22 protein-coding genes are annotated in these 24,172 nt (G+C 68.6%); 15 read left to right on the top strand and 7 right to left on the bottom strand.

Annotated elements, in window-relative coordinates:
* Positions 1–183: 183 nt before the first annotated feature.
* Complete coding sequence (locus VDQ83_RS18025) at positions 184–969, bottom strand: DUF481 domain-containing protein (RefSeq protein WP_263395807.1); 786 nt, start codon at positions 967–969, stop codon at positions 184–186.
* 178 nt (positions 970–1,147) lie between these two features.
* Between VDQ83_RS18025 and VDQ83_RS18020 the strand changes: the two genes are divergently transcribed.
* Complete coding sequence (locus VDQ83_RS18020; protein ID WP_263395806.1) at positions 1,148–2,119, top strand: helix-turn-helix transcriptional regulator; 972 nt, start codon at positions 1,148–1,150, stop codon at positions 2,117–2,119.
* Between the two features lie 118 nt (positions 2,120–2,237).
* Here VDQ83_RS18020 and VDQ83_RS18015 read toward each other — a convergent pair whose 3' ends face one another.
* Both VDQ83_RS18015 and VDQ83_RS18010 read right to left on the bottom strand, forming a co-directional pair.
* On the bottom strand, positions 2,238–2,663 hold the full coding sequence (locus tag VDQ83_RS18015) for a winged helix-turn-helix transcriptional regulator (protein WP_455435936.1): 426 nt from the start codon (positions 2,661–2,663) through the stop codon (positions 2,238–2,240).
* A gap of 102 nt (positions 2,664–2,765) precedes the next feature.
* Positions 2,766–3,350, bottom strand: coding sequence for a lipocalin family protein (locus VDQ83_RS18010; RefSeq protein ID WP_263395804.1), 585 nt, complete (start codon positions 3,348–3,350; stop codon positions 2,766–2,768).
* 133 nt (positions 3,351–3,483) lie between these two features.
* Here VDQ83_RS18010 and VDQ83_RS18005 point away from each other — a divergent pair, with 133 nt between their 5' ends.
* A complete protein-coding gene (locus VDQ83_RS18005) occupies positions 3,484–3,783 on the top strand; it encodes a hypothetical protein (RefSeq protein WP_263395803.1) in 300 nt (99 codons plus the stop codon).
* Between the two features lie 66 nt (positions 3,784–3,849).
* A complete protein-coding gene (locus VDQ83_RS18000) occupies positions 3,850–5,955 on the top strand; it encodes a prolyl oligopeptidase family serine peptidase (RefSeq protein ID WP_455435935.1) in 2,106 nt (701 codons plus the stop codon).
* A 585-nt stretch (positions 5,956–6,540) separates the two neighbouring features.
* Here VDQ83_RS18000 and VDQ83_RS17995 read toward each other — a convergent pair.
* Positions 6,541–7,764, bottom strand: a complete 1,224-nt coding sequence (locus VDQ83_RS17995; RefSeq protein WP_455435934.1) for a pyridoxal phosphate-dependent aminotransferase — start codon at positions 7,762–7,764, stop codon at positions 6,541–6,543.
* Positions 7,765–7,966: 202 nt separating this feature from the next.
* On the opposite strand from VDQ83_RS17995, the gene VDQ83_RS17990 reads away from it, so the two are divergent.
* The 9 genes from VDQ83_RS17990 (at position 7,967) to hslU (ending at position 16,147) form a co-directional block, all read left to right on the top strand.
* Complete coding sequence (locus tag VDQ83_RS17990; RefSeq protein WP_455435933.1) at positions 7,967–10,054, top strand: S9 family peptidase; 2,088 nt, start codon at positions 7,967–7,969, stop codon at positions 10,052–10,054.
* Positions 10,055–10,544: 490 nt separating this feature from the next.
* Positions 10,545–10,928, top strand: coding sequence for a YbaN family protein (locus VDQ83_RS17985; RefSeq protein WP_263395799.1), 384 nt, complete (start codon positions 10,545–10,547; stop codon positions 10,926–10,928).
* Positions 10,929–10,986: 58 nt separating this feature from the next.
* Positions 10,987–11,238, top strand: coding sequence for an LPS translocon maturation chaperone LptM (lptM, locus tag VDQ83_RS17980; protein WP_455435932.1), 252 nt, complete (start codon positions 10,987–10,989; stop codon positions 11,236–11,238).
* Positions 11,231–12,085, top strand: a complete 855-nt coding sequence (gene dapF / locus VDQ83_RS17975) for a diaminopimelate epimerase (protein WP_455435931.1) — start codon at positions 11,231–11,233, stop codon at positions 12,083–12,085. The genes lptM and dapF overlap by 8 nt, the downstream gene beginning before the upstream one ends.
* On the top strand, positions 12,082–12,747 hold the full coding sequence (locus VDQ83_RS17970; protein ID WP_309913866.1) for a DUF484 family protein: 666 nt from the start codon (positions 12,082–12,084) through the stop codon (positions 12,745–12,747). Before dapF ends, VDQ83_RS17970 begins: the two co-directional genes overlap by 4 nt.
* Positions 12,744–13,748, top strand: coding sequence for a tyrosine recombinase XerC (xerC, locus tag VDQ83_RS17965; protein ID WP_455435930.1), 1,005 nt, complete (start codon positions 12,744–12,746; stop codon positions 13,746–13,748). The genes VDQ83_RS17970 and xerC overlap by 4 nt, the downstream gene beginning before the upstream one ends.
* A gap of 34 nt (positions 13,749–13,782) precedes the next feature.
* Positions 13,783–14,064: a DUF3079 domain-containing protein gene (locus VDQ83_RS17960; protein WP_455435929.1), complete on the top strand. Its 282-nt coding sequence runs from the start codon at positions 13,783–13,785 to the stop codon at positions 14,062–14,064.
* Between the two features lie 63 nt (positions 14,065–14,127).
* Positions 14,128–14,679: an ATP-dependent protease subunit HslV gene (hslV, locus tag VDQ83_RS17955; RefSeq protein ID WP_003465879.1), complete on the top strand. Its 552-nt coding sequence runs from the start codon at positions 14,128–14,130 to the stop codon at positions 14,677–14,679.
* Positions 14,680–14,779: 100 nt separating this feature from the next.
* Complete coding sequence (gene hslU, locus VDQ83_RS17950; protein WP_309913872.1) at positions 14,780–16,147, top strand: ATP-dependent protease ATPase subunit HslU; 1,368 nt, start codon at positions 14,780–14,782, stop codon at positions 16,145–16,147.
* Between the two features lie 287 nt (positions 16,148–16,434).
* Here hslU and VDQ83_RS17945 read toward each other — a convergent pair whose 3' ends face one another.
* The 3 genes from VDQ83_RS17945 to VDQ83_RS17935 form a co-directional block, all read right to left on the bottom strand.
* The gene (locus tag VDQ83_RS17945; RefSeq protein WP_455435928.1) at positions 16,435–17,799 is read right to left on the bottom strand and encodes a DUF2252 domain-containing protein; all 1,365 of its coding nucleotides are present in this window, start codon (positions 17,797–17,799) and stop codon (positions 16,435–16,437) included.
* A gap of 90 nt (positions 17,800–17,889) precedes the next feature.
* Positions 17,890–19,065, bottom strand: coding sequence for a DUF1624 domain-containing protein (locus VDQ83_RS17940; RefSeq protein ID WP_455435927.1), 1,176 nt, complete (start codon positions 19,063–19,065; stop codon positions 17,890–17,892).
* A gap of 156 nt (positions 19,066–19,221) precedes the next feature.
* Complete coding sequence (locus tag VDQ83_RS17935) at positions 19,222–19,677, bottom strand: nucleoside deaminase (RefSeq protein ID WP_263395790.1); 456 nt, start codon at positions 19,675–19,677, stop codon at positions 19,222–19,224.
* A 253-nt stretch (positions 19,678–19,930) separates the two neighbouring features.
* Here VDQ83_RS17935 and VDQ83_RS17930 point away from each other — a divergent pair, with 253 nt between their 5' ends.
* From VDQ83_RS17930 to VDQ83_RS17920, 3 genes are all read left to right on the top strand, one after another.
* Positions 19,931–21,076: a porin gene (locus tag VDQ83_RS17930; RefSeq protein ID WP_455435926.1), complete on the top strand. Its 1,146-nt coding sequence runs from the start codon at positions 19,931–19,933 to the stop codon at positions 21,074–21,076.
* A gap of 153 nt (positions 21,077–21,229) precedes the next feature.
* Positions 21,230–21,991: a bifunctional demethylmenaquinone methyltransferase/2-methoxy-6-polyprenyl-1,4-benzoquinol methylase UbiE gene (gene ubiE, locus VDQ83_RS17925; protein WP_455435925.1), complete on the top strand. Its 762-nt coding sequence runs from the start codon at positions 21,230–21,232 to the stop codon at positions 21,989–21,991.
* A 151-nt stretch (positions 21,992–22,142) separates the two neighbouring features.
* Entirely contained in the window at positions 22,143–24,080 is a 1,938-nt protein-coding gene (locus tag VDQ83_RS17920) for a M1 family metallopeptidase (RefSeq protein WP_455435924.1), read from the top strand.
* The last annotated feature ends 92 nt before the right edge of the window (positions 24,081–24,172 follow it).

Here is a 24,172-nt window from a genome sequence, read left to right as displayed (position 1 = left end):
CTTCAGCCGCGACAGGCGTTACCGGTAACGCCTGTCGCGGCTGAAGCCGCTCCTACAAAAACCAAAAACCATCAGCCGAAACGGCCGGGTCGAATGACCCAGAGCGGCAGCCCCGATCGGCGAGGCTGCGCCGCATGCTGTTCCGAGTCCCGAGTCCCGAGTCCCGAGTCCCGACCCCAGGCCCTACCTGAACTTGTAGACCACATTCATCGTGGTCAACGTATCGGTCTTCTTCTTGTCGTCGCTGACGTCGCTGTTGTGGCGCGCCTGCCAGCCGGCCTTCAGCGCCAGCCGCGAATTCATGCTGACCGAGATGCCCAGGTCGTTCTGCGCGAAGGTGTTGTACGACCCCGATTCGACCAGCAGGGTGTTGGCCAGTTCGGTATTGGCGGTCAGGCCGTACTTGAAGTCGACCAGGCCGCGGCCGATCAGGCCGGTCTCGGTGCGATCCTCTTCCACGTCGTGGGCGCGGCGCACGCCGGGGCCGATCTGCACGTCCAGGCTCCTGTGGTCGCCGTCCATGATCCGCGTGCCGTAGCCGATGCCGATCGTGGCCAGGCGGTCGTAGGTGGCGAAATCGTCACGCTCGTAGCGCAGCGAGGCGGTCAGCTGGCGGTGTTCGCCCAACTGCAGCGCGCTGCCGGCGCTGCCGGTATAGCGGTTGGAGGTGGTCTGGCGCACGCGCTCGGTGCTGCCGTCGTCGTTGGTGTTGGTGTACTCGGCGCTGGCGCGCAACCCGAACAGGTCGATGCTGTGGATCCAGTCGCCGTCCAGGTACTGGCCCTTGAGCCGGCCGTTGAAGCTCTCGTTGGAGCTGTTGCCGCGCGAGGAGGCGAAGCCCAGCTCGCCGGAGCCGCTCCACGGCGAACTGCCTGGTTCCGGTGGCGCGGCCACGTCGGCGGCCCAGGCCGGGGACGTACCCAGCAGCATCAAGGTGATCGCGGTTACTACGGCAGCGCGGCGGGGCATTGGCTCTTCTCTCCTGGGTTTGGGGACGCAGCCTTCGGCTAACGAAATGGAAACGATTTCATCATACCGGATCCACATGACACCCCGGCCGCCGCCCGGCCACGGCTTCATCGGCGGTTTGGGCGCGGGGCCGGCCGCCAGGCGTATTTCCGCCACGGACTCAGACATAATCGGTGACATGGACCGCTACGAACGCATCAACGCATTGCACCGGCTGCTCAAGTCCGCCCGCTACCCGGTGACGGTGGCGCGGCTGCAGGACGAACTGGGCTGCTCCCGCGCCACCGTCTACCGCGACCTGGCGTTCCTGCGCGACGCGCTGATGGCCCCGGTCGAGGGCGACGGCGAGGCCGGGTTCCGCTACGAGTCCGGGGAGAGCGACCGCTTCGAACTGCCGGGGCTGTGGCTCAGTTCCGAGGAACTGCACGCGCTGCTGGCCTCGCAGCAATTGCTGGCGCGCACCGGCGGCGGGGTGCTGTCCTCGGTGCTGGCGCCGCTGCAGCAGCGCATCGAGAGCCTGCTGGCGGCGCAGGCCGGGGCCACCCACTGGCCGGTGGAGCGGGTGCGGGTGATCCCGCACCGCGGCCGCAAGCTCGACGAGGCCAGCTTCCGCACCGTCGCCTCGGCGGTGCTGGAGCGCAAGCGGCTGTCGTTCGATTACCGCGCCCGCTCCACCGACGAATCGACCAAGCGCACGGTGTCGCCGCAGCGCATCACCCACTACCGCGACAACTGGTACCTGGACGCCTGGGACCATGGCCGCGACGCGGTGCGCAGCTTCGCGGTGGACCGCATCAACCACGCGCGCCTGCTCGACCAGCCGGCGCAGGACGTGGCCGACGAGGAGCTGGATTCGCAACTGGCGTCCAGCTACGGGATCTTCTCCGGCGCGCCCAAGGGCTGGGCGACGATCGTGTTCAGCCCCAAGGCGGCGCGCTGGGTCGCCGACGAGCACTGGCATTCCAAGCAGCAGGGGCGCTTCCTGGCCGACGGCCGCTACGAACTGAAGGTGCCGTACAGCGTCTCGCGCGAGCTGCTAATGGACGTGCTGCATTACGGCTCGGATGCGGAAATCGTCGAGCCGCGCTCGCTGCGCGAACAGGCCAAGGCGCTGCTGTCGCTGGCGCTGAGCAACTACAGCGACGACTAAGGCGTTCGCGCTGCGCACTGTCGTCGTTTTTTGTAGGAGCGGCTTCAGCCGCGACAGGCGGTATCAGCCATCGTCTCGCCCGTCGCGGCTGATGGCCCGAGGCCACCCAGAGCCGCTCCTACAGTGTGTCCGGCGGCCGGTTGCCGTTGCTCAGGATGGTGCCGATATTGGTCTCGATCCAGTCCACCAGCGCGTGCACGTGCGTGGCCGCGTCCTTGCCCAGCGGGGTCAGCGCGTAGTCCACGTGCGGCGGCACCACCGGGTGCGCGGTGCGCTGCACGAACCCGTCCGCTTCCAGCGCCTGCAGGGTCTGCGCCAGCATCTTCTCGCTGACCCCTTCCAGGCTGCGGCGCAGGTCGCCGAAGCGATGCGTGCCCTTGCGCAGCGCCACCAGCACCAGCACGCCCCAACGGCTGGTCACATGGCTGAGCACGGCGCGCGAGGGGCAGTGCTGCGCGAACACCTGGCCGCGCGTGGCCTCCGCGGCGGGTGGGCGCGGCGAATCGCAGAGGGTCTCGGAAAGAACGCTGGCCAAGCGGTGCACCTGTCTGGGGGACGGACCGGCCTGATCATACGGAGGTCGGCTGGCGCCCCGCTGAGTGGCAGGCGATGGCGGTGCAACCTATTTGGGGAGCGGCGACACGTCTCAGGGCTCGCTCGGCACTTCGAAACCGAGCCTGCCGACCTGGTCGCGGCGCTGCGGCACGCGCTTGAGCTTGTCGACGTTGATCCCGTAGTCGCGGTCCAGCTTGCCCGCCAGTTCGCGGTATTGCTTGTGGTCCATGTCCGGCTCGCGCGCGAATATCCAGGCCAGATCGCGGCCGGGATAGTCGATCAGCGCCCAGGAATAGTCCGGCGCGACCTCGAGGATGCGGTACTTGGTCGGCACCACGGCGAACAGCCAGGTGGTCCAGCGGCGGTCGCCGGTGCCCTCTTTGACCGTGGCGCGCGAAGTGATTTCCTTGACCGGCGCGTCGAAGCCCTCGCGGTACCGGTAGCGCACGGCGATCTTGCCGTCCTCCTTGAGCGTGTACTCGTCGCTGCTGGCGACGTGGCCGCGCTCGGCGAAGTAGGGCACGTGCGCGATCACGTACCAGCGGCCCATGAAGCGCTTCAGGTCGATCGGCGGCTGCTGGGGCGCATGCTCCTCTGGGGATGTCGCCCGCGCCGCCGGCAGGGGGACGGCCATGCCGAGCAGCAGCATGGAGGCGAACAGGGAGAGCAGGCGCATAAGACAGGAATCCGGAGGCTTGAAGGGACAAGCTAGTGAGTATCGGGCGAAAGCCATGTCAATAGTGGGTCGCAGCCGTTGAGATGCGCGCGCGGCACGCTGCGCGCCTCATCACCGTTCCGGAGTCGCCGCCATGCCGATCGCCCCTTCGTCCCGTTCCGCCCGCGCGCCGCATCCCGGCTTGCGCCGCCTAGTGCTGCAGGCGCTGCTCGCCGGGCTGGCCCTGGTCCTGGTGTGGCCGGCCGCGCGCGGCTACAGCGAATGGCTGGGCTGGCGGCCGCTGTGGCTGCTGGGCATGCCGCTGAGCGCGTGGTGGGCGCTGCACCGCTTCCCGCTGCCGCTGCGGCCGTTGCGCCGGGGGCTGGCGCGGCTGCGGCCGCGGGTCCAGGCGCGGCGGCGCGCGCCGGCGTGGCGGGTCACCCGCGCAGCCTGACCTTCGGCAGGGGAGGGCCGCGTCCCCGCATGCTACGGTTCGGGGCTGTTCTCCTGGACCTGTCCCATGCCCTCTCTTGCCCATGCCTGCCTGCTTGCCGGACTGATTGCCTCTGGGACCGCCGCGGCGAAGGAAACCGCGATGCCCCAAGATCCCTATGCCTGGCTCGAAGACGTCACCGGCGCCAAGCCGCTGGACTGGGTCAAGGCGCAGAACGCCAAGACCGAGGCGCGGCTGACCGCGCAGCCGGGCTTCCAGGCGCGCGAGGCCGGCATCCGCGAAGTGCTGGATTCGGACGCGAAGATCCCGGCGGTGCAGAAGATCGGCCCGTACTACTACAACCTGTGGAAGGACCGCGAGCACGAGCGTGGTCTGTGGCGGCGCACCACCCTGGAGGAGTACCGCAAGCCCGAGCCGAAATGGGAGACGGTGCTGGACCTGGACGCGCTGAACAAGGCCGAGGGCGAGAACTGGGTGTGGCACGGCGCCGATTGCCTGCGCCCGGACTACCGCCGCTGCCTGATCGCGCTGTCGCGCGGCGGCGCCGACGCCGACGTCACCCGCGAGTTCGACCTGGGCAGCAAGCAGTGGGTCAAGGACGGCTTCTTCCGTCCCGAGGCCAAGGGCGGCCTGGGCTGGATCGACGCCGACACCGTCTATCTCTACACCGATTTCGGCGCCGGTTCGATGACCAGCTCCGGCTACCCGCGGGTGGTCAAGCAGTGGAAGCGCGGCACCGCGCTGCAGAGCGCGACGCCGGTCTACGAAGGCAAGCCGGAGGACATGTACATCGCCGCGATGCACGACGACACGCCCGGCTACGAGCGCGATTTCGTCAGCCGCACGCTGGCCTTCTACAACGATGAGCTGTACCTGCGGGGCGCCGACGGCCGCCTGACCAAGATCGACGTGCCCAACTCGGCCAACAAGCGCGTGCACCGGCAGTGGCTGACCCTGGAATTGCGCGATGCGTGGACCGTGGACGGCACCACCTATCCGGCCGGCGCGCTGCTGGTGGCCAAGTTCGACGACTTCATGGCCGGCAAGCGCGCGTTCCAGGTGGTGTTCACCCCGACCGAGACCACTTCGCTGGCCTCGTTCGCCTGGACCAAGTCGCGCCTGGTGCTGAACGTGCTCGACGACGTCAAGAGCCGGTTGTGGGTGCTGACTCCGGGCGAAGGCGAGTGGGCGCGCGCGCCGTTCCCGGTCGGCGACCTGGCCTTCGGCAGCACCAGCGTCGAGGCGGTCGATGCCGACGAGAACGACCAGGTGTGGCTGACCTCCACCGATTTCCTGACCCCGACCACGCTGATGCTGGCCGACTTGCAGCGCGGCGCGCAGAGCATCGAGACGCTGAAGGCGATGCCGAGCTTCTTCGACGCGTCCAAGGACGCGATCGAGCAGCACTTTGCGGTGTCCAAGGACGGCACCAAGGTGCCGTACTTCCTGGTCCGGCCGAAGCAGCTCAAGCTGGACGGCAGCAATCCGACCCTGCTGTACGCCTATGGCGGCTTCGAGATCTCGATGACCCCGTTCTACTCCGGCGGCCTCGGCCGCGCCTGGCTCGACCAGGGCGGCGTGTACGCGCTGGCCAACATCCGTGGCGGCGGCGAGTACGGCCCGCGCTGGCACCAGGCGGCGCTGAAGCAGAACCGGCACAAGGCCTACGAAGACATGGCGGCGGTGGCGCAGGACCTGGCCGCGCGCAAGATCACCTCGGCCAAGCACCTGGGCGTGCAGGGCGGCAGCAACGGCGGGCTGATGGCCGGCAACATGCTGGTGCAGTACCCGCAGCTGTTCGGCGCGGTGGTGGTGCAGGTGCCGCTGCTGGACATGAAGCGCTACAGCCACCTGCTGGCCGGCGCCTCGTGGATGGCCGAGTACGGCAATCCGGACACCGACGACTGGAAGTACATCCAGAGCTTCTCGCCGTACCACCTGTTCGACCCGAAGAAGACCTATCCGCCGGTGATCTTCCTGACCTCCACCCGCGACGACCGGGTGCACCCGGGCCATGCGCGCAAGATGGCGGCAAAGATGATCGAGGCCGGCAAGGACGTGACCTACTACGAGAACATCGAAGGGGGCCACGGTGGCGCGGCCAACAACGCGCAGGCCGCGCATATGCAGGCGCTGGCGTACGGGTTCCTGTGGGAGCGGCTGAAGGATTGAAGGCGCTGTAGCAGCCGGTCTTAGCGGATGCCCGTGCGCCTTGTACGGGCGTTTGGAGTTCTGGCAAGGCGGGGTAACTTCAGGGCCGGAGCAACGGCAAGGGCCGGAGCAGCGGCAAGGGCCGGAGTAGCGGCAAGGGCCGGAGCAGCGGCAAGGGCCGGAGTAGCGGCAAGGGCCGGAGCAACGGCAAAGGCCGGAGCAACGGCAAAGGCCGGAGCAACGGCAAAGGCTTTCGCGCCCTTGGCGCGAGTCACTTTTGTCTTGGCAAAAGTAACCAAAACCGCTGTCGCCGACACGAGCCGATGCGATAAAGCCGCATCGGTTCCCTGTGCTCCTCGGCGCAAGCGGCACGGCGCCCAAACTCGCTTCGCTCAAACAAGGGCGCCTCTTCGGCCGCTTGCGCCTGCGGTGCTCGGCTCGCTTTAAGGCGAAGACAATCGAAAGCCACAGCCACAGCTAAAGCCACAGCTAAAGCCACAGCTAAAGCCAAGCCTAAACCGCGTTGGCTACGCGATGTGGTCGCTGGTGATCTTGGGCTTGGTTTCGGTCTGCGAGGTCATTGCGATCGGCAGCGCCTGAAGGTGCTTACGGTCCAGCGTGGCGATCCCAACGCTCCAGTCCGCGCGCGATCCGTGCCACCGCTTCCTGCAGTCGCGGCAGGCTCTGCGTGTAGGCGATGCGCACGTGCTGGCGTGCGCGGTGTCGGCCGAAGTCCACGCCCGGGGTGAATGCCACGTGCTCGGTCTCCAGGAAATGCGCGCAGAACGCCTGCGCGTCGTCGGTGAACGTGCTCACGTCGGCGTAGAGATAGAACGCGCCCTGCGGCTCGACTTCGATGCGCAAGCCGAGCGCGCGCAGCGCCGGCAGCAGGTAGTCGCGGCGTTGGCCGAATTCGGCGCGGCGCGCTTCCAGGATCTGCAGGGTTTCCGGCAGGAAACAGGCCAGCGCCGCATGCTGGGCGATACTGGACGCGCTGATGTACAGGTTCTGCGCCAGCTTCTCCAGCGACGGCACCGCCGCGCGCGGCGCCACCAGCCAGCCCAGGCGCCAGCCGGTCATGCCGAAATACTTGGAGAAGCTGTTCAGCACATAGGCCTCGTCGTCGACCTCGAGCACGCTGGGCGCGTCGAGGCCGTAGCTGAGGCCGTGGTAGATCTCGTCGACCACCAGGTGGCCGCCGCGCGCGCGTAGCGCCTGCGCCAGTGCGGCCAGTTCGGCGCGGTCCAGCAACGTGCCGGTCGGGTTGGCCGGCGAGGCGACCAGCGCGCCGACGCTGTCGGCGTTCCAGTGCGCGTCCAGCAGGGCCGGGGTCAGCTGGTAGCGGCTGTCCGGGCCGACCGGCACCAGTTGCGCCGCGCCTTCGACCAGGCGCAGGAAGTGCCGGTTGCATGGATAACCGGGATCGGCCAGCAGCCAGCGCTTGCCCGGATCCACCAGCAGCGCGCTGGCCAGCAGCAGCGCGCCGGAACCGCCGGGCGTGATCATGATCCGCGCCGGGTCCAGGTCCACGTCGTGGCGTTGCCGATAGAAGCCGGCCAGCGCCTCGCGCAGCGCCGGCAGCCCGCGCGCGGCGGTGTAGCGGGTGTGGCCGGCGGCCAATGCGGCCTGGCCTGCGGCGACGATCGGCGCGGCGGTGGTGAAGTCCGGCTCGCCGATCTCCAGGTGGATCACGTCGTGGCCGGCATGTTCCAGTTCGTTGGCGCGGGCCAGCAGCGCCATCACGTGGAACGGTTCGATATCGCGGCTGCGCTGGCTGTAGGTGGTCGGCGCGTGCGCCGCGGCGGAAGAGGGGGGCGGAAGGGAAGCCATGGCCCGATCATAGAGGAGCATGCGGCAACAAATCGTTGCGCGCGCTTGCCAGGATGCGGCGTTGCGCGGAGACTCGCTCGGCACCATGCGCCGCCGCATGCCTGCCGCCTCCCGGCCCGGGCGGCGCGTCCTAGTTGCGTTGCCGCCGCCGGAGCCCCATTAGATGCATCCCCGTCCCTTGCTAGCGAGCTTCCTCCTGCTCATGACCGCGCCCTTCGCTTCCGCCCTCGCCACCGATGCCACGCCGCCGCACCCGGCCAAGCAGCCGCATACGGTCAAGGCGCCGTTCGGCGCCACCCGCCAGGACGACTATTACTGGCTGCGCGACGACAAGCGCGAAAACCCGCAGATGCTGGCCTATCTCAACGCCGAGAACGCCTACGCCGATCAGCTGCTGAAGCCGCTCAAGCCGCTGGAGGACACGCTGTACACCGAAATCGTCGGCCGCATCAAGCAGGACGACAGCAGCGTGCCGTACCGCGAGCGCGGCTACTGGTACTACACGCGCTACGAGAGCGGCAAGGACTATCCGGTGCACGCGCGGCGCAAGGGCAGCATGGACGCGCCGGAGCAGATCCTGCTCGACGTCAACGCGATGGCCGCCGACAAGGGCTATTTCAGCGTCGGCGACGCGGTGGTCAGCCAGGACAACCGCATCCTGGCCTGGACCGAGGACGACGTCGGCCGCCGCCAGTACGTGGTGCGCTTCAAGAACCTGGAGACCGGCGAGGTCTACGCCGACCGCGTGCCCGGTGTGTCGCCGGACCTGGTCTGGGCCGACGACAACAAGACCCTGTTCTACGTCGAGAACGATCCGGAAACGCTGCTCACCGTGCGCGTCAGGAAGCATGTGCTGGGCACGCCGGCCACGCAGGACGCGCTGGTCTACGAGGAGAAGGACGACAGTTTCTACATGGGCCTGGGCCGCACCCGCGACGACAAGTACATCGTCATCGGCGTGGAAAGCACGGTGTCCTCCGAGCAGCGCTATGCGCCGGCCGCCGATCCGCAGCGTTTCACCGTGCTGGCGCCGCGCGAGCGCGACGTCGAGTACAGCGCCGACCATTTCGACGGGCGCTGGGTGATCCGCACCAACTGGAAGGCCAAGAACTACGCGCTGATGACCGCGCCCGACGGCGCCACCGCGCGCACGCAATGGCAGGCCTGGCTGCCCTACGACGAGAAGGTGTTCATCGACAGCTTCGAACTGTTCGACGGCTTCACCGCGATCGCCGAGCGGTCCGACGGCCTGGAGCGGATCCGCCTGCACTTCGCCGACGGCAAGGAGGACTACGTCAAGGCCGACGAGCCGGCCTATTCGATGGGCCTGTCGGTCAATCCCGAGCCGGACACGCCGTGGCTGCGCTACAGCTATACCTCGCTGACCACCCCGGCCACCACCTACGAACTCAACACCCGCACCGGCGAGCGCAAGCTGCTCAAGCAGCAGCCGGTGATCGGCTACGACGCGGACAAGTACCAGACCGAACGCGTGTGGGTGACCGCACGCGACGGGGTCAAGGTGCCGGTGTCGCTGGTGTACAGGAAGGGCTTCAAGAAGGACGGCACCGCGGCGTTGTACCAGTACGCCTACGGCAGCTACGGCATGTCCACCGATCCCAACTTCAACCTGCCGGTGGTGAGCCTGCTCGATCGCGGCGTGGTCTACGCCATCGCGCACATCCGTGGCGGCCAGGAGATGGGCCGCGACTGGTACGACCAGGGCAAGCTGCTCAACAAGAAGAACACCTTCACCGACTTCATCGACGTGACCCGCGGCTTGGTCAAGCTCGGCTATGCGGCACCGGACCGTGTCGCCGCGGCCGGCGGCAGCGCCGGCGGGCTGCTGATGGGCGCGGTGGCGAACATGGCGCCGCAGGACTACCGGGTGCTGGTGGCGCAGGTGCCGTTCGTCGACGTGGTCACCACCATGCTCGACCCGAGCATTCCGCTGACCACCAACGAATACGACGAGTGGGGCAACCCGGAGAAGAAGAAGTACTACGACTACATGCTCGGCTATTCGCCGTACGACAACGTCGCGCGCCAGGCGTATCCGGCGCTGTTCGTCGGCACCGGGCTGTGGGATTCGCAGGTGCAGTACTGGGAGCCGGCGAAATGGGTGGCCAAGCTGCGCGACGACAACACCGGCACCCGGCCGATCGTGTTCCGGGTCAACATGGAAGCCGGCCACGGCGGCAAGTCCGGGCGCTTCCGCCGCTATCGCGAGCAGGCCGAGTCGTACGCGTTCATGCTCGATCAGCTGGGCGTGGAGCACGCGGCGAAGTAGGGCGGGCTCCGGCGCCCTGTCGCGGCTGAAGCCGCTCCTACAGTGCACCCGGCCGGCGCGCCCGCTTTCTGTAGGAGCGGCTTCGGCCGCGACGGATCCCGCAGCCGCGGGCTGGCAGATCCCGCGTCGCGACTGAAGTCGCTCCCACAATGACTGGCCACGCCGAGCGCCGGCCGGATGATTGTGGGAGGGACTTCAGTCCCGACTGCATCGAGGTTCTGGGCAAGCGCACTGCTTCGCTCGTCGCGACTGAAGTCGCTCCCACAAGGGCTGGCCATGCCGAGTGCCGGCCGGGTGCACTGTGGGAGGGACTTCAGTCCCGACTGCATGAAGGCGGGCAAGCTTGCCGCTTCGCTGCGTTCGCGGCCGGAAAGATCGCCGTTTCGCCAGTCGCGAGGATGGCCGGGCGCGCCTGGAGCGTCCTCGCCAAGTGCGGGCGCGGGAACGCATATCCCGCATCGTCGTCCGGTCGCGGCTTTATCATGCGCCAATGGAATCCCCCTCCCGTTTCCGCTGGGCATGGTGGCTGCTGGCCTATGTCAGCCTGGCGACGGGCATCGTCGGCATCTTCGTGCCGGGCTTGCCGACCACGGTGTTCGTGCTGATCTCGGCCTACGCCGCGTCGCGCGGCTCCGAGCGGCTGCGTCGCCGGCTGCTGGAGGATCCGCGCTTCGGCCCCAGCATCCGCGACTGGGAAACGCACGGCGCGGTCAGTCGCCGCGGCAAGTGGATGGCGACGCTGACCATGGCGGTGTGCGCGCTGGTGCTGCTGCTGTTCGTGCACAGGCTCTGGGTGCAGGTGCTGGCGATCGGCTGCATGAGCTGCGTGGCGCTGTGGCTGTGGCTGCGCCCGGAGCCGCCGCCGCGCGGCTGAAGGGCGGGCGGCCGCATGCGGCACAGCCGATTCAGGCCCTTCTGGCTATACTCGGCGCATGAGCACATCGTTCCGTCATCCGATCCGTATCGCCCTGTTCGGTGCCGCCTTGCTGGCGCTGTCCGGGTGCGGCAACAAAGGCCCGCTGGTGATGCCGCAGAAGCCGGTCCCGGTGGAAACCGTGCCAGCCACCGCGCCCGACGCGACGCCGCCGGCCACGACCGATCCCGCCGGCCAGGCGCAGCCGGTCGATGGCCAGCAGCAGCCGGTCGACGACACCACCACCACGCCCACCGATGGGAATGAGTGAGGCCATTCCCGCGGCGCGCCTGCGCTTTTCCAAGATGCAGGGCGCGGGCAACGATTTCGTGGTGCTCGACCTGCGCGACGGCGCCCCGGCGCCGGACGCCGCGCTGGCGGTGCGCCTGGCCGACCGCCATTTCGGCGTCGGCTGCGACCAACTCCTGACCATCGAGGCGCCGCGCAGCGCCGACGCGGTGGCCAGCTACCGCATCTGGAACACCGACGGCAGCCTGGCCGGGCAGTGCGGCAACGGCGCGCGCTGCGTCGCCGCCTGGCTGGTGCGCGACGGCGCCGCCGGCAGCGATGCGTTCGTCATCGACAGTCCGTTCGCCTCGCATCGCATCGAGCGCGGCGACGACGGCCAGTTCGCGGTCGAGATGGGCGTGCCGCGCTTCGCCCCGGAGGACGTGCCGCTGATCGGCTTCCCGCGCATGCGCGAGGAATACGTGTTGCCATTGCAAGGCGGCAGCGTGCGCTTCGGCGCGGTGTCGATGGGCAATCCGCATGCGGTACTGGAAGTGGGCCTGGTCGACGCGGCGCCGGTCGAACGGCTGGGGCCGTTGCTGCAGCAGCACGCGTCGTTTCCCGATTCGGTCAATGTCGGCTTCGCCCAGGTGATCGACCGCGGCCATGTGCGCCTGCGCGTGTACGAGCGCGGCGTCGGCGAGACCCTGGCCTGCGGCAGCGGCGCCTGCGCGGCCGCGGCGGTGCTGATCCAGCGCGGCCGCGTGGAGCGCGACGTGCGCGTGGTGCTGCCCGGCGGCGAGCTGCGCATCCGCTGGCCGCACGATGCGGCGCCGGTGGTGATGTCCGGGCCGGCCGCCTTCGTTTTCGATGGGGAGTGGATCCGATGAGCGAGACCCAGGACAAGATCGGCGCGCACGAGATTGCCGCATGGCTGCGCCGCCACCCGGCGTTCCTGAAGCAGTTCCCCGACCTGGCGCTGACCCTGGTGGTGCCGCGCGACGACGGCCCGACCGCGTCGCTGGCCAGCTACCAGCTGGAAGTGCTGCGCGACAAGAACCGCGAGCTGTCGCGGCGCCTGTCCGAACTGGCCGCCAACGCCCAGGTTAACGAGCGCCTGGCGGTGCGGACCCACCAGTTGACTCTGGCGCTGATGCGCCAGACCAGCGCCGCCGACAGCGTGCGCGCGATGGCCGCCTCGCTGCAGGAGGATTTCCAGGGCGACCTGGTCAGCATCGTGCTGCTGCACCCGCTGCCCGGGCTGGAGCAGGCGCCGTGGCTGCAGATCCTGGCGCAGGACGATCCGCGGTTGGCGCCGTTCCGCGACTGCCTGAAGGACGGCGAGCCGATCTGCGGCCGCCTGCAGCCGGAGAAGCAGGCGCTGCTGTACGCCGAGCGCATCGAGGACGTGCAGTCCACCGCGCTGCTGCCGCTGCCCGGCGTGGGCCTGCTCGCGGTCGGCAGCCGTGACCCGAACCGCTTCTATCCCGGCATGGGCACCTTGTTCCTGCGCATGATGGGCGAGTCGCTGACGGTGGCGCTGCAGCGATGAAGCGCGGGACCGGGGACCGGGGACCGGGGACCGGGAAAAAGCCGCAATCTCGCATTGGCGAGACCACTTGCACGGCAACCAGCGCCGAAGGCCCGCTTGCACCGGGTCCCCGGTCCCCGGTCCCCGGTCCCGCGTCTGCCTTCCTCGCCTACCTGCAAGTCGAACGGCGCATGTCCGCGCACACCCTGGATGCGTACCGCCGCGACCTGGCCGCGCTGGCGGCGTGGACGGCGGACAATGCCGGCGGCGACATCGCCGCGCTCGGCGCCGAGCAGTTGCGCCATTTCATCGCGGCCGAGCACCGCCGCGGGCTGTCGCCGAAGAGCCTGCAGCGGCGCCTGTCGGCGTGCCGCAGTTTCTACGCGTGGTTGCTCAAGCATGGCCAGATCGCGGCCAGTCCGGCCGCCGCGCTGCGTGCGCCGAAGGCGCCGCGCAAGCTGCCGCAGGTGCTGGACGCCGACGAGGCGGTGCGCCTGGTCGAGGTGCCGACCGACGTGCCGCTGGGCCTGCGCGACCGCGCGCTGCTGGAGCTGTTCTATTCCTCCGGGCTGCGCCTGAGCGAGCTGTGCGCGCTGCGCTGGCGCGATCTGGATTTTGCCAGTGGCCTGGTCCGTGTACTCGGTAAAGGCAACAAGCAGCGGTTGGTGCCGGTCGGTTCGCATGCGCGCAAGGCGTTGCTGGAATGGCAGGCGGAGACCAAGGCGGCCGCAGAGGCGCCGGTATTCCCGGGCCGCGGCGGCGCGCCGATCGGCGCGCGCGCGGTGCAGATCCGGATCAAGCAGCTGGCCGGGCGCCAGGGCCTGTTCAAGCACGTGCACCCGCACATGCTGCGGCACAGTTTCGCCAGCCACATCCTCGAATCCTCCGGCGACCTGCGCGGCGTGCAGGAGCTGCTCGGCCATGCCGACATCGCCACCACGCAGATCTACACCCACCTGGATTTCCAGCATCTGGCCAAGGTCTACGACGCCGCGCACCCGCGCGCCAAGCGCAAGTCCTGACTGATCCCTGAGCGGGCGCGATCTGCTGCCCGGGTTGTCCTCGATCAAGGCGCACCGCGCCCGCGCTGCGCACACTGCCGGCTCCAACGCAGTGAACAGGCATCCGATGGCCAGACCGTTTCCATTGAAACCCGCGCATCCCGAGCGGATCTGTTGGGGCTGCGACCGCTATTGCGCGGCGGACGATCTGGCCTGCGGCAACGGCTCGGGACGGGTCATGCACCCGATCGAGATGCAGGGCGAAGATTGGCATCTGCTGTGGGGCATCGAACCGGAACCCGAGCATCCCGGCCGCGCCAGGATCGCGAGCGGCTGAACTGCGGACGCTTGAACGGGCGGCGACGTGCCCCCACACCTGAAGAATCGCTCAGGAGGCCGCATGGACCCCAGTCAGAACCCCAACGTTTTCCACGCCACCACGATCCTGTCGGTGCGCCGCAACGGCCATGTCGCGGTGGCCGGCGATGGCCAGGTGACGCTGGGCCATACCGTGATGAAGGGCAATGCGCGCAAGGTGCGCCGGCTCGGCCGCGACGGCCAGGTGCTGGCCGGTTTCGCCGGCGCCGCCGCCGATGCCTTCACCCTGTTCGAACTGTTCGAGGCCAAGCTCGAGAAGCACGGCCAGCTGACCCGCGCGGCGGTGGAACTGGCCAAGGATTGGCGCACCGAGCGCCGCCTCGGCAAGCTCGAGGCGCTGCTGGCGGTGGCCGACAAGGAAACCTCGCTGATCATCAGCGGCACCGGCGATGTGATCGAACCGGAGGACGGCATCATCGCCATTGGCTCCGGCGGTTCCTACGCGCTGTCGGCGGCGCGCGCGCTGCTCGGCCACACCGAGCTCGATGCCAAGACCATCGCGGTCGAAGCGCTCAACATCGCCGGCGACATCTGCATCTACACCAATCGCAACGTGGTGGTCGAAGAGCTGTGATTCGGGATTCGGGATTGGGGATTCGCAAAAGCGCTCCTTTCCCTGTGTCCGGACACGCATCGATCGTTCCCATTCCGCTTCTACCAATCCCGAATCCCCAATGCCCAATCACGACACCTCAACCATGACCCCGCGCGAGATCGTGCAGGAACTGGACCGTCACATCGTCGGCCAGCACGACGCCAAGCGCGCGGTGGCGATCGCGCTGCGCAACCGCTGGCGGCGCATGCAGCTGCCCGATGCGCTGCGCAACGAAGTGATGCCCAAGAACATCCTGATGATCGGCCCCACCGGCGTCGGCAAGACTGAGATCGCGCGGCGCCTGGCGACACTGGCCAACGCGCCGTTCGTCAAGGTCGAGGCGACGCGTTTCACCGAGGTCGGCTACGTCGGCAAGGACGTGGAGCAGATCGTGCGCGACCTGGCCGACACCGCGGTCAAGCTGTACCGCGAGCAGGCCAAGGTGCGCGTGCGTACCCAGGCCGAGGACCGCGCCGAGGACCGCATCCTCGACGCGCTGCTGCCGCGCCGCAGCGCCGGCATCGGCTTCGATCCGGAGGCCGCGCGCAACGAGCCCTCGGCGCAGGACAACGACACCCGCAGCAAGTTCCGGCGCATGCTGCGCGCCGGCGAACTGGACGAGCGCGAGATCGAGCTGGACGTGGCGGTCAACGTCAGCATGGACATCATGACCCCGCCGGGCATGGAGGAAATGGGCCAGCAGCTGCGGCAAATGTTCTCCAACCTGGGCGGCAGCAAGTCGCAGTCGCGCAAGCTGACGATCAAGGCGGCGCGGCCGCTGCTGATCGAGGAGGAGGCCGGCAAGCTGGTCAACGAGGAAGACGTGCGCGCCGCGGCGATCGAGGCCTGCGAGCAGCACGGCATCGTGTTCATCGACGAGATCGACAAGGTCGCCAAGCGCGGCGAAGCCGGGTCCTCCGGCGGCGACGTGTCGCGCGAAGGCGTGCAGCGCGACCTGCTGCCGCTAGTCGAAGGCTCCAACGTCAGCACCAAGTACGGCACGGTCAAGACCGACCACATCCTGTTCATCGCCTCCGGCGCGTTCCATCTGGCCAAGCCCAGCGACCTGATCCCGGAACTGCAGGGCCGCTTTCCGATCCGGGTGGAGCTGTCGGCGCTGTCCAAGGACGATTTCATCCGCATCCTCACCGAGCCGAAGGCGGCGCTGACCAAGCAGTACGAAGCGCTGCTGCTGACCGAGGGGGTGACCCTGAGCTTCACCGACGATGCGATCGACCGCCTCGCCGAGATCGCGTTCCTGGTCAACGAACGCCAGGAGAACATCGGTGCGCGGCGCCTGCATACGGTGCTCGAGCGCCTGCTCGATACGCTGAGCTACGAAGCCCCCGACCGCGACGGGCAGAGCGTCAATGTCGATGCGGCGTACGTCAACGCGCACCTGGGCGAGCTGGTGCAGGATCCGGATTTGAGCCGCTACATCCTGTAGTTGCTTGCGTGCCGGTACGCAGCAGGCGTGCCGGCATCTTGTGGGAGCGACTTCAGTCGCGACGTGCGTTACCGGTAATGCCCTGTCGCGACTGAAGTCGCTCCCACAGAAGTTTTTTTCGCAACTGATATGGAAGCAAGCGCGGTGGTGCGGTGTGGCGCGCGCACTGCGGCGGTGCCGATCGCCTCAAATTGTAGGAGCGGATTCAGCCGCGACCGGGCATTACCGGTAACGCCCGGTCGCGGCTGAAGCCGCTCCTACAGGGTTCATGGCGGTGAATCCGGCGCTCAGTACAACGGCGTCCCCGCCTGATACGCGGCCGAGAACGCCTGCCAGTCCAACTGCACCTGCGCGGCGTAGTCGAACGCGAACTGGCGCAGTTCCGTTTTCAGCCCGCTCTTGCTGCTGGCCGCCGCGTCGATCTGCTTGTCGATGCTGTAGCTCACCACCGCCGGGTCGTAGTCCTGGTCGGCCAGCGCGTGCGCCGAGGCCAGCGCCTGGCCCAGGTAGGTGGCGGCGGTGGCCAGCTTGCCCGCGCTGCTCAGCGCGGCCGGGTCCAGGTCTTCCTGGAACGGCGATTTCTCGTGCACGTAGAACGGCACGCCGGCGACGCTGGCGTAGCCGATCAGCACGTCGGCATCCAGGGTCTGCGCCTTGGCGGTGCGCGCGACGCGCTCGCCTTCGTGGCCGTCGTAGCTGGAGGCCGGCATCTGCGACGGCGCGGCGACGGCGACCACGCTGGCCGCTTCCTGTTTCCATTCCAGGATCACGTCGTCGCCGGTCGAACTGCTCGCGCCTTCGATCAGCACGTACAGGCGCTGGCGGCCGAGGCTGCCGGTGCCCGAGCCGAGTTTCTGGCGCACATCCTTGATCGCGTAGTAGCTCGTGGCATAGCGCTTGGATGCCGCGATCGAGGTCACATAGCCGTTCATCGCGCTGGCGACCGACGCGGACGTCGTGCTGTCCACCGGGACCAGGTTGTCCAGGTTCTGGAACGTGCGCCTGCCGCCGCCGACCGCGGTGTATTTGGCCAGCAGGCTGCTGCGACTCTTGCCGTCGGCGCTGTCGATGGCCTTGGCCACCACGCCGCTGGTGTTGCTCTTGCCGAGCTGGAAACTCTTTTCGGCGTCGCTGCCCTTGAAGGCGCCGATCTTGTCCAGGTAGGCGCCGACCATCGTGTCGATCGCGCTGCCGATGTCGCTGTCGGACAGGCCGTTGTCGCGCCCGGCCAGGACCATGCTCGCCGCCAGCCGGCGCAGGTCCCACACGTACTGGCCGAGATGGCCCTCATCGAAGTCGGCGACGTGGAACACCGGCTTGCCGCTGCTGTCGCGCGCGGCATCGAAGTTGCCGATGTGGGTGTCGCCGCCGAGCCAGGTATCGCCGGTCTGCGGCGTGGTCCACAGCGAGGCCGGCCAGGTCTTCATGTCCTGGTAGAACAGATGGTCGGTGCCGCGATAGAACGCGTAGGCGCTGCCGGCCATCGTCGCCATCTTGGTGTCCAGCTCGGCCTGCTGCGTGGCATAGGGATGGTTGTAGTCGCGGATCTGCTGCACCACCCAGGCGTCGCGCTGGCTGGCGGCGGTGGCGCAGCCGGCGGTGGCGGCCAGGATCAGGCCGATCAGCAGCAGGCGCGGCAGGCGGATGGGCATCGCAGGTCTCCAGGCGCGGACAGGGACACCAGTCGAGCATGCCGGCATTGCACGGCGATGAATCTTTGGCCGCCGCGCCGTGTTCCCCCGCTAGAGATAGCGCAGCCAGGCCAGGTCGCGGCGCCGCGCCTTCAGCCGCGCGAACGCGGCGACCGGCCAGTACAGCGCCAACCCCAGCACCGCGGCGATCGCCCACAGCGCGGCGACGCTGTCCACGCAGAACAGCGTGCCGTGGTTCGGCCCCCAGGACGCCAGCGCCGCCAGGTACAGCAGCCGCAGCACGTACAGGTGCAGCAGGTAGAAGAACATCGGCGCCGCGCCGATCGTGGCCAGCGGCGCCAGCGCCCTGGCCAGCGGCGGGTGCTCGTACAGGCGCAGCAACAGCAGGCCCACGCCCAGCGTGAGCAGCAGGAACAGCAGCGATGGCGGGTACTTGGTCACGTTGAAGAAGCTCATCGCGGTGTGCGCGAGGTCGGCGTGTTCGCGCCACGGCGCATCGCCGTAGCCGTTGTGCCAGCGCAGCAGATGGAACAGCGCCAGCGCGCCGATTCCGCAGGCCAACAGCCGCCGCTGCCGTTGCGGCGGCGCGGCGGCGGCGCCGTACCAGGGGCCGGCCGCATAGCCCAGCGCGATCACCCCGATCCATGGCAGCAGCGGATACGAGGTGCGCAGGCGCAGTTCGCCCAGTTGCAGCCAGCTGCGGTCGTGCAGCACCGCCCAGGCCGCGGCCCACGGGCCGTCGCCGGCCACGTGCACGCCATCGAGCAGGTTGTGCCCGGCCACCAGCACCGCGCCGAGCAGCGCCAGCAGCGGCCGCGGCAGCCACAGCAACGCCGCCAGCGCCAGCATGCTCAGCCCGATCGCCCAGATCACCTGCAGGTACAGCACCTGCGGCGGGAAGGCGAAGGTCCAGGCGACGTTGACCAGGGTCAGTTCCAGCACGATCAGGAACAGCCCGCGCTTGAGCAGGAACGCCGCCGCCGCGGCGCGGCCATGCGGCTGCCGCGCCGCGTACAGCCACGCCGACAGCCCGGTCAGGAACACGAACACCGGCGCGCACAGGTGCGCCAACGCGCGCGCCACGAACAGCGCCGGCGCGGTGCGCTCCACGTCCACCGGATCGCCGATCTGGTGGTGCAGGTAGAACGTCTCGCGCACATGGTCGAGCAGCATCAGCAGCATCACCGTGCCGCGCAGCAGATCGATCGAGGCCAGGCGCGAGGAGGGCGTGGGAGAAGCGAGGGAAGCGGGGGAGGCGGAAGACATGCGGTGTGGTTGTGGCAATATTGAAATAATATAACATCGCTTTCCAGGTGCCTCTCCATGCCGCACCTCGCCGTATTCCTTCCCTTGTCGCCGCCTGTCGGGCTGCGGCGCAGGCGCCGCACAGCGCCTGCGGGGCGGCAGCTGGCGCTGCCGCGCTCAGTCCTCGCCGATGTCCTCGTTCCACACGTCCGGGTTGGCGGCGATGTAGCCGCCGAGCAGGTCGATGCATTCCTGGCTGTGCAGGTCGATCACCTCGACCCCGCTGTCGCGCAGCCAGTCGATGCCGCCCTGGAAGGTCACCGATTCGCCGACCACCACGGTGCCGATGTTGAACTGGCGCACCAGGCCGCTGCAGTACCAGCACGGCGCCAGCGTGGTGACCATGATGGTGTCCTTGTAGCGGCGCTGGCGGCCGGCCTTGCGGAACGCGTCGGTCTCGCCGTGCACGGAGGGATCGCCCTCCTGCACGCGGCGGTTGTGGCCGCAGCCGAGCAGGCGGCCGTCGTTGTGGTACAGCGCCGCGCCGATCGGGATGCCGCCTTCGGCCAGGCCCTGGCGGGCTTCGGCGATGGCGGTGTCGAGCAGGGCGCGGTAGTCGGGCGTGGCGATCATCGAATGGGTTCCGTGGTGGGAGAGGGCCATAGTGCGCATGGCGGCGCGGGCTGTCACCACCGCCAGCGCAGGCGCGGCGCCGCCTGCGCGCACGCCGGCCCGGTGCGTGCCGCATCGGCATGCCGGCCGTCGCGCGTCCGGCTTTACTTACCGCGCAAATAGGGCTATGAACGCTCTACCCCACCCCCCACATCGCCGGCTCGGCGCAGGCCTTGCTGCAGAAACGCTGTTGTCCGATTGCAGGAGACACGCGATGCGCACCACGATGTGGAAAGGGATTGGCGGGCTGGCCGTGGCCGCAGGGATGGCGACCGGCGCGCAGGCGCAGGACCAGGACCAGGAAAAGGCGCAGAGCCTGCAGTGGAGCGACGGCGCGGCCAGCGCCTCGCTGTACGGCACGCTGGACATCGGCTACGTCGGCCGCCGCGGCGGCAACGGCGCGGTCGCCGATACCGGCACCGACAACGACCTGCAGAGCGCGGCCGGCTCGGACGGCAGCAACGTCGGCCTCAAGCTCGGCTACGCGCTGGGCGGCGGCACCCGCCTGATCGGCGAGGTCGAGGTCGGCGTCAACCTGACCGGCGACGAGGACGCCGGCAGCGGCGGCGACACGTTCTACACCCGCCACGCCTGGCTGGGCGCGACCGGCAAGTGGGGCACGCTGCTCGGCGGCACCGTCGACGGCGGGCGCGCCGCGGTGCTCAAGCAGTACGATCCGTTCAAGGGCCGCTCCGTCGCCAGCGCCGGTTCGCTGCAGGTGGTGGTGTCGCGGGCCAAGGACGCGGTGGTCTACGTCACGCCGACCTGGCAAGGCTTCAACGCCACCGTCGCCTACACGCCCAATCTGCTCGGGGTCAGCGACCGCGACAGCCGCAGCCCGCTGTATGCGGTGATCCTGGCCTACAACAAGGGCCCGCTGAGCATCGGCTACGACCACGAGGAAGAGTGGTGGGAGGACGTGCCCGGCCTGACCCGGCTCAAGATCAATCTGTTCGGCGCCAGCTACGACTTCGGTCCGCTCAAGCTGTACGGCTTCTACGAGCGCATCGACATCCAGCAGCCGTTCGACGTCGCCGCGCTGGGCTTCTACCACGAGCACAAGGGCTATCTGCTGGGGTTCACCGCGCCGATGGGCGCCAACGGGCTGTGGAAGGCGGCATGGAGCCGGCGCGATTCGTCCTACGTGGACAACACCTGCGACAAGTGGGGCGTGGGCTATCAGCACGCGCTGTCCGCCAAGGCCTATCTCTACGCCGACTACGCGCGCATCCACAACGACGCCGGCGGCACCTGCACGATCGCCTACAGCAACGAGCAGACCTCGGCCGACCTCGGCCAGGGCGATGCCGGCGGTTACGGCATCGAGGGCGTGGACTTCGGCCTGGTGCTGAAGTTCTGAGGAGCGCGCCAGCGGCCGCGCGCGCCTCGCCGCGCGCGGCCGCTGGCGTAGATCGTCGGAGCGTGCGGGGCCGTCGGGCCGCCGGTCGGCTCAGCGGCGGCTGCGACCGACCGCCGCGGGCCACGGCGGCGCCAGCAGTGCGATAATCCCGGCATGAGCGAATCCCCCTACAAGACCGGCACCACCCATTTCGGCTTCCGCGACGTCGATGCCAAGGACAAGCAGAAGCTGGTCGGCGAGGTGTTCACCTCGGTCGCCGGCAACTACGACCTGATGAACGACCTGATGAGCCTCGGCATCCATCGGGCCTGGAAGCGCTATTTCGTGGCCACCGCGCAGGTCAAGCCGGGCGACCGCGTGCTCGACCTGGCCGGCGGCACCGGCGACATCGCCGCGCTGCTCAAGGAGCGGGTCGGCGACGAGGGCGCGGTGGTGCTGGGCGACATCAACGCCGGCATGTTGTCGGTGGGCCGCGACCGGCTGACCAACCGCGGCCTGGTCGCGGGCCTGGACTACGTGCAGTGCAACGCCGAGGCGCTGCCGTTCCCGGACCGCAGCTTCGACCTGGTGACCATCGCCTTCGGCCTGCGCAACGTCACCGACAAGGACGCCGCGCTGCGCGAGATGTACCGGGTGCTGAAGGTTGGCGGGCAGGCGCGGGTGCTGGAGTTCTCCGCGGTCACCGCGGACTGGTTCAAGCCGATCTACGACTTCCATTCGTTCAAGATCCTGCCGCGGCTGGGCCAGCTGTTCGCCAAGGACGCCGACAGCTACCAGTACCTGGCCGAGAGCATCCGCAAGCACCCGCCGCAGGACGCGCTGAAGGGCATGATGGCCGAGGCCGGGTTCGAGCGCAGTCACTACAAGAACCTGACTGGCGGGATCGTGGCGATCCATTCGGGTTACAGGATCTAACGGCCGGGAGGGCCGACCGTTCGGCTGTGGAAAAGCGGGGATTGGGGATTCGTAAAGCGGAGCAATGCGCTCTTACGAATCCCCAATCCCGAATCCCCAATCCCAGCCTTCAAGGTAAACTTCCAGTTTCCCCGAACCGGTGCTGTCCGCCATGCGTTCCCCGTTCCTGTTGCTGTCCCTGGCCGCGGTCATCGCGACCGGTTGTTCCCGCGAAGCGCCGACCGAAGCCGCCGCTCCCGCCGCCAAGCCCGCACCCGCCGCCGTGAAATCCGCCGACCGCAGCCACGACGAAAGCTCCTACGCCGAGCCGGACAAGGTCGTGATCAAGGACCTGGCGCTGGACCTGAAGCTGGATTTCGACAGCAAGCAGATCGGCGGCACCGCCACCTACACGCTGGAGTGGAAGGACAAGGGCGCCAAGCAGTTGCTGCTGGACACGCGCGAGCTGACCATCGAGCAGGTGAAGGGCGACGACGGCAAGGGCAACCTGGCGCCACTGCAGTACGCGCTGGCGCCGGTCGACAAGATCTACGGCAGCAAGCTGACCATCGAGGCGCCGAACCAGCCGCAGAAGATCACCATCGCCTACCACACCGCGCCGACCGCCTCGGGCCTGCAGTGGCTGGAACCGTCAATGACCGAGGGCAAGCAGCTGCCCTTCATGTTCAGCCAGTCGCAGGCGATCCACGCGCGCAGCTGGGTGCCGCTGCAGGACACGCCGAGCGTGCGCTTCACCTATAGCGCGCACGTGAGCTCGCGTCCGGACGTGATGGTGCTGATGAGCGCCGACAACGATCCGAAGGCGGCGCGCGACGGCGACTACACGTTCAAGATGCCGCAGCCGATCCCGTCCTACCTGCTGGCCATCGCCGCCGGCGACTTGGTGTTCAAGCCGATCTCGGCGCGCTCGGGCATCTGGGCCGAACCGTCCATGGCCGACAAGGCGGCCAAGGAGTTCGAGGACACCGAGAAGATGATCGTCGCCGCCGAGACGCTGTACGGCCCGTACCGCTGGGGCCGCTACGACATGCTGGTGCTGCCGCCGTCGTTCCCGTTCGGCGGCATGGAGAACCCGCGCCTGACCTTCGCCACCCCGACGGTGATCGTCGGCGACAAGTCGCTGGTGTCGCTGATCGCGCACGAGCTGGCGCACAGCTGGTCCGGCAACCTGGTGACCAACGCCAGCTGGAAGGACATCTGGCTCAACGAAGGCTTCACCACCTACGTGCAGGCGCGCATCACCGAAGCGCTGTACGGCGCCGAAGCGGCGGAAATGGAGCGCGAGATCGACCAGACCGACCTGCTCGCCGAGGTCAAGGACATGAGCCCGGCCGACCAGGCGCTGGCGCTGCCGGCGCTGACCGAGCGCGATCCAGACGATGCGCTGAGCCAGGTCGCCTACGTCAAGGGCGCCTGGTTCCTGCAGTTTCTGGAACAGCGCTTCGGCCGCGCCACCTTCGATCCGTTCCTGCGCGGCTGGTTCGACGACCACGCGTTCCAGAGCGCCAACACCGACCAGTTCGTCGCGTACCTGAAGAAGAACCTGCTGGCCAAGAAGCCCGACGCGGTGAGCGAGGCCGAGCTGCACGCGTGGCTGGACGAGCCGGGGATCCCGGCGTTCGCGCAGAAGGCGCGCTCGCGCAGCTTCGCGATGGTCGATACCGCGCGCATCGCCTGGGCCGGCAGCGGCACCTTGCCGAGCAAGCAGGTCACCGATGCCTGGAGCACGCAGGAGTGGACGCGCTTCCTCAGCGGCCTGGGCGCCACGCTCACCCCCGAGCAGCTCAAGCAGCTGGATGCGGCCTACCACCTCACCGGCACCGCCAACGGCGAGATCGCCATGCGCTGGTACCCGCTGGCGATCCGCAGCGGCTACGCCGAGGCGCGCCCGGCCGCCGGCGAGTTCATCGCCCGCGTCGGCCGCCGCAAGCTGATCCTGCCGATCTACGCCGAACTGGTGAAGACCCCGGACGGTCTGGCCTTCGCCAAGCAGGTCTTCGCCCAGGCCAAGCCCGGCTACCACCCGATCACCACGGTGTCGGTGGAAGACATGCTGGCCAAGGCCGACAAGGGCGCTGCCGCGCACTGAGGCGGCGTTGCCGATGGATGCAGCACCTGTGGGAGCGACTTCAGTCGCGACGGCTTTCCCGGGAAAGCCCGTCGCGACTGAAGTCGCTCCCA

It is taken from the genome of Xanthomonas sp. WHRI 7945 (assembly GCF_035026585.1).
Note: the sequence above shows the minus strand (reverse complement) of the source record. Positions and strands in the feature narration are given on the sequence as shown.